The organism is Stenotrophomonas sp. 01N47 (genome assembly GCF_056399165.1).
In genome coordinates this window covers 1-512 of sequence record NZ_JBFTQU010000042.1, presented here as the reverse complement: position 1 = coordinate 512, position 512 = coordinate 1, and the positions used below count along the sequence as shown (strand labels likewise).

Here is a 512-nt window from a genome sequence, read left to right as displayed (position 1 = left end):
ATCCTGGTGTGCTCGGCCGCTGACGGCCCGATGCCGCAGACCCGCGAGCACATCCTGCTGTCGCGTCAGGTCGGCGTGCCGTACATCGTCGTGTTCCTGAACAAGGCCGACATGGTKGACGATGCCGAGCTGCTGGAACTGGTCGAAATGGAAGTCCGCGAGCTGCTGWSCAAGTACGACTTCCCGGGCGACGACACCCCGATCATCWCGGGTTCGGCCMRSCTGGCGCTGGAAGGCGACAAGGGCGAGCTGGGCGAAGTGGCGATCATGAACCTGGCCGACGCCCTGGACACGTACATCCCGACGCCGGAGCGCGCGGTTGACGGTACGTTCCTGATGCCGGTGGAAGACGTGTTCTCGATCTCGGGCCGCGGTACCGTGGTGACGGGTCGTATCGAGCGCGGCGTGGTGAAGGTCGGTGAGGAAATCGAAATCGTGGGTATCCGCCCGACGGTGAAGACGACCTGCACGGGCGTGGAAATGTTCCGCAAGCTGCTGGACCAAGGTCAAGC

1 protein-coding gene is annotated in these 512 nt (G+C 64.4%); it reads left to right on the top strand.

The window, feature by feature from the left end; genetic code table 11:
* A partial coding sequence (locus AC1DKR_RS21100; protein ID WP_478035092.1) for a GTP-binding protein occupies positions 1–512 on the top strand: 512 nt, incomplete at both ends.